Consider the following 8,496-nt stretch of genomic DNA (forward strand, 5'->3'; position numbering starts at 1 on the left):
TTTTGCATCATAGAGATGCACATTGCGACATGGCTTGCTATGCCCCAAATGTTTTTTTGGACTACTCAAATCCAAAAATTGAGTGCTGTTCGATGGTTGTTCAATGGTTGTATGTTGGCAGTTCGATGGTGGTTCGTTGGCAGATTTATTGTCAATAAGGCTTTTTATTGAATATCAATACTTATACAAAGCATACTGAGTGGCGGTTAAATGGCTGTGCAATGGTTGTTGTCTGGCAGTAGTATGGTAGCTCAATGGTTGTTTGATGGTGGTTTAGTGGTGGTTCAATGGCGCACTTTTTGGAATCAAATTTTTTGAGCATAAAAGCAACGACTTGATCAACGCTTGTGAAAAAAATAGCCAACTGGATAAAAATTTTGGCAAAAAAATAGTCAGTAGGTAGATAGGCATAATTTTTATTTGCACTTAACTTAAAAAGAAGTTGTTAGGCAAACCAGAATCAATGTCAAACTTGATTGTTAGTTTTGACCCTGGTGCTTCCTTGACCAAGATTGTTTATGAACTAGCAACTGAAGGTAAACCATGTTTAATGACAATGGAACCAGAAATGCTGAGGTTGCCGCAAAGTTCGATTGACGCTTATATGTCAAGTCGCAAGGGTCTAGAATCTTCTAATCCAGTAGATGAAGCCTGGGTATCTTGTACAGCAGATGGTGATACACAATGTACAGTAGTGGGATTTTTAGCACGTCAGTTTTCAGCATCCGCCAGACTAGATAAACTCAAGTACGAAACTTCAATTGATAAAGCTTTAGCGGTAGTTGGTGCGATCGCTCAACACAATAAACTGCCCAACAGATTCTCGCTATCGCTCACCTCACTACTACCCTATGGGGAATATCAAAATCGCCAAGCCTTTGAAGAACAGTTGCGGGTTGCACTCAAAGATTTTAGATTTCGTGGTCAAAAGTTGCGGGTGAAGCTGGAAAGATTCGAGTGTTTACCTGAAGGTGCGGGATTGGCCATGATTCGCCAACGCCAGAACGGTAAATCATGGTTCAACGCTCAAACCATTGCGGTGCTGATGTTTGGACATCGCAATAGTAGCCTTCTCTTATTTGAACGGGGCAAGATGACGGCGGGTTATACGAATGGGCTGGGCTTTCACCAAATGGTAAAACGAGTAATTGAACGCACATCTGGACAAGATGCCACTACTTTAACTGCTGCTATCTATGCTGCTGGTGCAGATATCACAGCAGATAATCAAGCAATCCGCGCTTTGGTCAAAAGCAAAGACCCAAAAAACATTGACTATGAGTTGCAGATGATTGTTAATGCCATTGCTACTGCCAAAGCAGAGTATTGGTCTAGGCTTTACGACTGGCTGGAATCTACTTTACCTGCGGTAAATGAAGTGATTTTAAGTGGTGGTGCAGCTTTGTACTTAGAGCACGAATTACAGGAATGTTTTGAAGAGATTTCCACTTACTGGGGTACTGATTTACAACAGCAGGTACAGGAAGCATTCAAGAATGCCAGTAATGATTATCACCATACATTTCGAGAGCAGGAAACTTTGTCCTTTAGGTTAATTGATGCCTTTGGTTTATTTATGCGATTTAGAGCGCAAATGGAGAAAGTCGCATGACTGGAAATAGAAAACAGTCCCAAAATAATTCCAATAACACACATCCCAATAAACAAGACAGTAATAGGAAAAGGTCTAAAAGTATTGATGAAAGATACCGTAAAGATTTCAAATTTCACTGTCGTCCTTACTCAAATACAGTAGATGGGGTGTTAATTACATATCTGCAACAGGGAGATGAAGTGCGTTCTAGCAAAGAAATGGTATTGCAAGCATTAAGAATGTGCTGGTTGCCATTAGCATACAAAGCACAAGTAGATGCAGGTGTAGGTATTAATGATCAAGAAGTACGTCGGATAAGTTTAATTTGTTGTCATGCTTTGGAGCAACACTTGGCTTATTTAAGAATGGAGTTAGGACTACCAAATAAATCAAGCGATGTTTTGCCTGTCAATCTAAGTACGATTGCTAATCCTCAAAACCTGGCTAATATGTTCACTTTGGATATTGGTAGTTCTAGTAAAAATGCTAATGAAAGCAGCAAATCTCAAGTGAGTAGTAATAATCAGCCAAATAATCGGATTGACTCTGACTCTTTCATTCCCGGAAGAGGGTCTTTTCATGATGACAATGATGATATGTTCGCAGATATTTAATTATCCATTAATGCAAAATTATTTAAAAACAAAGGAGCAAGTATAATGGCGGCAATTCACTTTATTGATGGTGAAAAGGGTGGTGTTGGTAAATCTTTATTTGCCAGGGTAATGGTGCAATACTGCATTGACAATAAAGTGCTTTATGAGTTGGTGGAAGCTGACCGAAGTAATCCTGATGTCGGTGCATTTTACCCTGATAATCATAAAACAGCCGTTTTTAGTGAATCAGAACGCAAAGCTTATGAAGCTGATGAAATCTTTGATTTAGCACTGGAAAATTCTGTGATTGTTAATTTACCGGCTCAAGTATACCCAGCAGTAACAGATTGGATTGAGCGTAATCAAATTTTAGAAATTAGTGGTAAAAACAAGGTCAAGATACATAAATGGTTTGTTTGTAGTGGAGGATATGACAGTCTACAGTTATTTATGCAGTCTTTAGAAAGATTTGAAAAGAAAATTAAACATATCTTTGTCCGTAATTTTGGTTTATGTGATGATTGGAAACACATAGATGAAAATCAGGAGTTACAGGAGTTAATCAAGACTTACAAAGTCCCAGTAATTGATTTTCCTAAGTTTAGCTACCGAGAGAGGAATATCCTTGATGCCAAACGGATAAACTTTTCTGAAGCTAAAAATTATAAAGATTTAGGAATATTAGGTAGACAGAGATTACATAGATTTCTCAAACAAGCTTTTGAAGAAATTGAAAAAGCTAAGATTTGGAATCCACCAGCAGCTTCAATTACTCCCCCTTCTGACAAAGTTGATACTGCTAATAGTAATGGGAAAGTCGCTACCAAAAAATAGGGTTTTGTTGGAAATTACCCTTCTTCTGTCACTCTCCGGGAGGGCAATCTCTGGAAAAGACATCACGCAATCAATACAAGCTATCCTATTAGAAAAAAATCGATATTGGATTTTTGATTAGTAAAAAATCCTTCGATTGTCTACAGCATTAGTAGTAGCCTGGTGTTAGGCATAGCCAATCGCTTAGTAGATAAAAGCTCTAAAATTCAGAAATGGCAATTGTTTTCGGAGAGTGACAAAGAAGGGATATGTTCATAAATCAAATAGGAGTCCTATAGTTCAATTCTTACTTAAACTCTTTGCTTGCTGAAAGTTAAATTCTCAGGAATTAATCTACATGAAACCCAGTAAAGATATGACTCACTATCAGACTGAAGAACTCGATTTAGATGATGATTTTTTGGATTCAGTAGCAGCTAGAGGTAAAGGTTTAAGTCGCATTCCTTACCCTACTTTATTAGATTTAGCCATTCGCGGTAAAGATGATAATTTCAAAGCGAGGGTTTGGGAAATAGTTGTTCAAACTGGACTAGATCCTGATGATCCAGCATTTTTAATGATGATTGCTACTGGCAGGTTACAAGTGCTGTTAGAAGACAGTCCTCAAGAAATGGAGGCCATGTTTGACCAATGGCAAACTCAACTGTATGACCATCTTCAAAGCTATGAAAAAGCAGCAGTCAAAGGTCAACAGAAAGCGATCGCTCACGCAGTTACAGCATTAATCAAGCGTACAGAATTTGAGCGTGCCATTCATTCAGTTCCATCATTAATTGCTGCTGGTATTTTGTTATTGATTGCATCTGGTGTAGGTGGACTCCTGGGTATAGGTGCAATGCTTGGGTATCAATCTAGCAATTTAGACCCAACTGGTCCACGTCAACTGACTCAACAAGAAGCTAATGCTTTAGCATGGGCAACTACTAATGAAGGTAAATTTGCTCGCAATTTTATGGAATGGAATCGAGATTTATTGAGCAGAGATAGTACAGGTCAATTGGCTTGTTCTAGAGAAGTAAAACGTTTGGGAGTGACATTAGAAATAGGACAAAGTAACAGGAAAGCTGTATCAGGTTTTTGTACTCTTTGGGTGCAACCTCCTAATCAACGCAAGTTTGTTTCTCAGTAAGTATTCAGCCGTCAGCAATCTTGTTTTTTAACGTATTTGATATTAGTTGTTCAATTATAAAATAGGAGTAAATCAATGTTGAAGAGAAAAGTAAACTGTTTTTGGTTAATGATAACAGGAATAATTCTAGCAGCTTGTACTCCTGATACTTTAGATGCAAATAGCAAAAGCAAAAGCAATATTGCCAAAGCACAAGCTCCCTCTATACCTGATTATCCACCAATGTATAATGTTGAAGTAAATATTTGTGGTAATATCATTGCCCCAATTAAAGATGGTAAACGCTGCATCAGGCATAATCTACGTTTGTGGGGTCCAGTAGAAGAAGCTAAATTAGTTCAGACTGGTATTCCTCTGGGAACAATGTCTGCTGTAGATCATAAATTAGCAATTAGCTCTAAAGGTTGCTATCCTGAATATTCTCAACCTTCTAATCAGCAGTTTTATTGGGCGGATCTCCTGATTTATGTGAATAAGACAGGAAAAAAACCAACGATTGAAGTAAACACAACTCAACTATCAAACCAAGAAATTTCCAGTTTAATAAATAGTCGTTTTTCTACTCCAACAATTGCTACGTTTGGTGGTGTAGGCTGTAAACCTCTACCTGTTCAAAAATAGTTACACAGGATTCTTTTGTTATCAATTGATAATTGTTTAAGTCAAGGTTTACAACCTTCCATTTCAAGAGGAAAAACAAAAAAAAATCGGCTTTTCAATCCTCTGATTTTAAGGTAGATGTCAATCAATTTTGGATTGACGTTAGCGAAGCGTACGCAGCGCAGCGAGTATTTTGGATTATCCTCTCCTTTAAAGAAGAGGCTTGAAGGCGGAAAAACATTTGTATTTTTCTCTATAAATGGAGAGGCTTGAAACCTTGTTTTTAGATTTTAGATTTTGGATTTTAGATTAAAATCAAAGTCTAAAATCTAAAATTTTTCGGTCATTGTTAATTGTCCATTGTTAAACTGTTCTTTGTTCTTTTTTTGTAACAGGATATTCTGTTTTTGAATACTTGCCGACAAACATCAAAACTCAAAACTGCTTTATTTTCAAGGCAATTTTGAGTTTTTATTTGGAGAATTGAAGAGACTATGCAAATTTTGTTTGTACTTTCTTCTGAAGTAAGTTGATAATTGCAGCTTTTTCTAAAATTCCGACTAACAACCCATTTTCACGAATTACAGCCAGTGCGGATAATTTTTGTGTTTCAAGTAACCGTACTACTTCTAGCAACGGTTGATCCGATTGTACAGTAGTAGACTGTTCAATTGGTTTCATCACTTTGATAACTTGAGTTTCTGCCCATAGTGTATTTGGAATGGTTCGCAAGTCATCAACTGATATTGCTCCTAACAATTGTCCTTGTTCATCTGTTACCAAGAAACGACGGTATTCCTGAGTATTTAAAAGCCGTTGATCTGCAAACTCTCTTAAACTCAAATTCGCTTTGACAATTGGACTATCATTGGTTACAACATCCGCTGCTGTTAAACCTTTGAGTTTTTCTTGGACTCTAGCAAATTGGGCAGCATTACCAGCATTTTGTAGTAAAAAGAAGCCAATTAACAAGTTCCAGAAGTTAGCAAAACTACCAAACAATAGTAGAGGAATTAAACCAGAGGCGATCGCCAACCAACCAAAGATTTGTCCAATTCGGCTGGCAACAACCACTCCTTTATAGGATTTACCAGTGATTTTCCAAACTATTGCTTTGAGGATATTACCCCCATCCAAAGGTAAGCCAGGAATGAGGTTAAATAGAGCTAATGTCAAATTAACAGAAGCCAGTAGACCAAGGATAGCAGCCAATAGTCCAGATGCAGCAGTCGCAACACCAACTGCGGTCGCTGTAGCGAATAGCATCAAACTAACTATGGGACCTGCAATAGCTACCCAAAAAGCTGCTCCTGGAGTTGGCGATTCTTTTTCTAAGCTTGCCAGTCCACCAAATATAAATAGTGTAATTGATTTGACATCAATTCCTTGGCGAATAGCAACAAAGCTGTGTCCTAATTCATGGGCGACAACTGAACCAAATAATAACAGTGCTGTCATCAATCCCAGCAATAAGGGTAATCCTCCACCTAGTTGGGGAAATTGTGCCGCTAGTCCACTGCTATAGCTCCAAGTTACCAAACCTAAAACTAAAAACCAGGAAGGATGTACATAAAAAGGTATTCCGAAAAGGTTGCCAACCCGAATTGTGCTATTCATGGTGTTCACCTGTGATATGAGCATTGAGAAGTTTGTTTTTGCTTCTCTTAATGTTCTTATAGTAACGAAATATTAAGGAAATTTAAGTTTTGTAAAGGTAGTAGTGTCCGTCCGTTAAGGTGTGGTTATGCGAATTTAGCCTCTAAAATAGAGTTTTTATGGGTGAGGGAGGGTGGGCAAAAAAGTTACCCCACTTAACCCGGATTTCTCACCAAAATCCTCAAACCCTTATAAAATCTGGATTCTCGGTTTTCACACTGTGTCAAAAATCAGCACCGTGAAAAATGCCCGAAACCGTCTCTCCATAAGGATTATATAGATTGCGATTGCGCGGAGCGCACTGCCGTAGGCAATCGCATTGTTTGTAAGAAATGCGGGTTAAATGTGGGGCTGCTGTTTTCAGTAGTAGATATAGCTGTAGCTATTCAGAACAGGACATTATTGATCCTTAAAACCTAATCATAGCAGGGGTTTCACTCTCAAACAAAATACCCCGATTTTAGATAATTCGGGGCTTTTCAAGAATTTACAATTACCGCTGCCTGGAAGAAAGAGTATTGAATTGAGAAATGGAAAACTTTTATCTGTTTCCTCTTAAAAATGGGAGGCTTTAAACCTTGAATGGGTCAATTGTCAATTATCAATTGCTAACTAATCTTCGATTTCTAAATCTTCGTCATACTCATCTGATTCAAAATCCTCATCAGCTACATCATCAAAATTGCCATTTAAGCTATTTAATCCTTCGATACGTTTAGAACGAGCAGCTTTATGAGCAGCACGTCTATCTCGAATTTCATCCAAATTATTCAATCCGTAAAGTTTGCGTGCATAATTAACCAATTCTTTTAATGGTGTATTCACATAATCTTTGCGGAATTGGTAATTATGTTTCTCCCAATCAAATTCTTGTCCATTAAATCGGGCTGCGGCTGCTAATTCTCTACCCGATTCTTCTCGTAATACTTCAATTACCATCAGGTGTACTTTTTCCTGATAGGTAGTTACTCGCTCTAAAGCTGGAATGTGCTTTTCAATTTTGCGTACTGTTTTGGATACTTTGCGAGCGTTTACCATGAGAAATACTCCTTGTTATTTTCTATTTTTCTCATAGAAACCGCATCGAAAGATGCCATTAAAAATTGATAATTGATAATTGACAATTGTTTCCATGATTATCCCCAGTTATGCTCATACAAAGTAAGAGTTATCAAAAGAAATTTTGAAATTTTAAAATACAAAAAATAACCTGTATTGTTTGTGGAAATACATGGTTATTTTATATAATTATTCTGTCAATTTCTGAGAATCAATTATTCGTCGTCATCATCTTCATCTAAGTCGTCATCTTCGTCCAAATCTTCATCGAGTTCTTCTTCGTCATCCTCATCTAAATCTTCATCTTCGTCATCATCCTCATCAAGTTCATCATCTAAATCATCCAATTCTTCCTCTTCTTGTTCTTGGAAGGAATTGCGACGTTCTAGTGATGCACGATTGAATTCGACTAAATCAGCTATTGCTTGTTCTGGGTCAGTGCTAATTGTATCGTATAGCATACTCATGAAAATAGCAACTACTTCTGGTGGATATTTCATTGCATCCGGTTGTCCAAACAATTTAGGAAATAATTTGCTATTCCATTTCTGCCAATCAAACTTTTTATTACCGCCTTTCTTTTTTACTTGGGCCGCAATATCAAGTCCAAGTTTTTCACGGGCTGCATGACCAACTTTAGTAGAAATTCTTGAGTCCCGTAGTTGTAATTTAATCCCGTATTCTTTAAAGATTAAATTCCGCAATTCTTTCAATAAAGCTGATGCTTCTTGTTGTGGTGAAGCGGTTACTGCTTTAGATTTAGTTGTGGAAGCTGCATTATTTGTTTTTGCTGATGGTTTACCGTTAGTTGTACTGCGAGTGTTGCCGTTAGTACGAGTTTTGGCTGTTGCCATTTAACAAACTCCTTTCAGAAAGTGAAATTTTCACCTCCTTGCCGCAATCGCGGCTTTCATCTCCATTTACCCCTCTTCTGTCACTTTCCGAAATAAACAAGCAGTAAATACAGTAAATTATGCAGAGGAATAAAAGGGTTTGAAGCCATTCATAGCACTAATAAGTTGGTTAAA

The 8,496-nt window shown here is 37.5% G+C and carries 8 protein-coding genes; 5 read left to right on the top strand and 3 right to left on the bottom strand.

Annotation, left to right across the window (positions count from 1 at the left end; all coding sequences use genetic code 11):
• The first annotated feature begins 463 nt into the window (after positions 1-463).
• The 5 genes from H6G73_RS22660 to H6G73_RS22680 all read left to right on the top strand — a co-directional run bounded on the left by H6G73_RS22660 (position 464) and on the right by H6G73_RS22680 (position 4,774).
• On the top strand, positions 464-1,612 hold the full coding sequence (locus H6G73_RS22660) for a ParM/StbA family protein (RefSeq protein ID WP_190608557.1): 1,149 nt from the start codon (positions 464-466) through the stop codon (positions 1,610-1,612).
• Positions 1,609-2,208 carry a hypothetical protein gene (locus H6G73_RS22665; protein WP_190608558.1) on the top strand — a complete coding sequence of 200 codons (600 nt, stop codon included), beginning with the start codon at positions 1,609-1,611 and terminating at the stop codon, positions 2,206-2,208. Before H6G73_RS22660 ends, H6G73_RS22665 begins: the two co-directional genes overlap by 4 nt.
• 45 nt (positions 2,209-2,253) lie before the next feature.
• Positions 2,254-3,024 carry a mobilization protein gene (locus tag H6G73_RS22670; RefSeq protein ID WP_190608560.1) on the top strand — a complete coding sequence of 257 codons (771 nt, stop codon included), beginning with the start codon at positions 2,254-2,256 and terminating at the stop codon, positions 3,022-3,024.
• A 337-nt stretch (positions 3,025-3,361) separates the two neighbouring features.
• Entirely contained in the window at positions 3,362-4,153 is a 792-nt protein-coding gene (locus H6G73_RS22675) for a DUF2207 domain-containing protein (protein WP_242034287.1), read from the top strand.
• Between the two features lie 75 nt (positions 4,154-4,228).
• Positions 4,229-4,774 (top strand): hypothetical protein, encoded by a 546-nt coding sequence (locus tag H6G73_RS22680; protein ID WP_190608561.1) that lies wholly within the window; start codon positions 4,229-4,231, stop codon positions 4,772-4,774.
• 471 nt (positions 4,775-5,245) lie between these two features.
• Here the strand turns inward: H6G73_RS22680 and H6G73_RS22685 are convergent, their stop codons facing one another.
• The 3 genes from H6G73_RS22685 to H6G73_RS22695 form a co-directional block, all read right to left on the bottom strand.
• Positions 5,246-6,370, bottom strand: coding sequence for a site-2 protease family protein (locus H6G73_RS22685; protein WP_190608563.1), 1,125 nt, complete (start codon positions 6,368-6,370; stop codon positions 5,246-5,248).
• Between the two features lie 651 nt (positions 6,371-7,021).
• A complete protein-coding gene (locus tag H6G73_RS22690; protein ID WP_190608564.1) occupies positions 7,022-7,447 on the bottom strand; it encodes a hypothetical protein in 426 nt (141 codons plus the stop codon).
• A 236-nt stretch (positions 7,448-7,683) separates the two neighbouring features.
• Positions 7,684-8,322, bottom strand: a complete 639-nt coding sequence (locus tag H6G73_RS22695; protein ID WP_190608566.1) for a primosomal protein — start codon at positions 8,320-8,322, stop codon at positions 7,684-7,686.
• Between the last annotated feature and the right edge of the window lie 174 nt (positions 8,323-8,496).

It is taken from the genome of Richelia sinica FACHB-800, assembly GCF_014698825.1.
GTDB lineage: Bacteria > Cyanobacteriota > Cyanobacteriia > Cyanobacteriales > Nostocaceae > FACHB-800.

Bases quoted from the DNA above. Each gene is read 5' to 3' on its own strand.
- H6G73_RS22660 (WP_190608557.1), top strand. From the start codon at position 464: ATGTCAAACTTGATTGTTAGTTTTGACCCTGGTGCTTCCTTGACCAAG.
- H6G73_RS22665 (WP_190608558.1), top strand. From the start codon at position 1,609: ATGACTGGAAATAGAAAACAGTCCCAAAATAATTCCAATAACACACAT.
- H6G73_RS22670 (WP_190608560.1), top strand. From the start codon at position 2,254: ATGGCGGCAATTCACTTTATTGATGGTGAAAAGGGTGGTGTTGGTAAA.
- H6G73_RS22675 (WP_242034287.1), top strand. From the start codon at position 3,362: ATGAAACCCAGTAAAGATATGACTCACTATCAGACTGAAGAACTCGAT.
- H6G73_RS22680 (WP_190608561.1), top strand. From the start codon at position 4,229: ATGTTGAAGAGAAAAGTAAACTGTTTTTGGTTAATGATAACAGGAATA.
- H6G73_RS22685 (WP_190608563.1), bottom strand. From the start codon at position 6,370: ATGAATAGCACAATTCGGGTTGGCAACCTTTTCGGAATACCTTTTTAT.
- H6G73_RS22690 (WP_190608564.1), bottom strand. From the start codon at position 7,447: ATGGTAAACGCTCGCAAAGTATCCAAAACAGTACGCAAAATTGAAAAG.
- H6G73_RS22695 (WP_190608566.1), bottom strand. From the start codon at position 8,322: ATGGCAACAGCCAAAACTCGTACTAACGGCAACACTCGCAGTACAACT.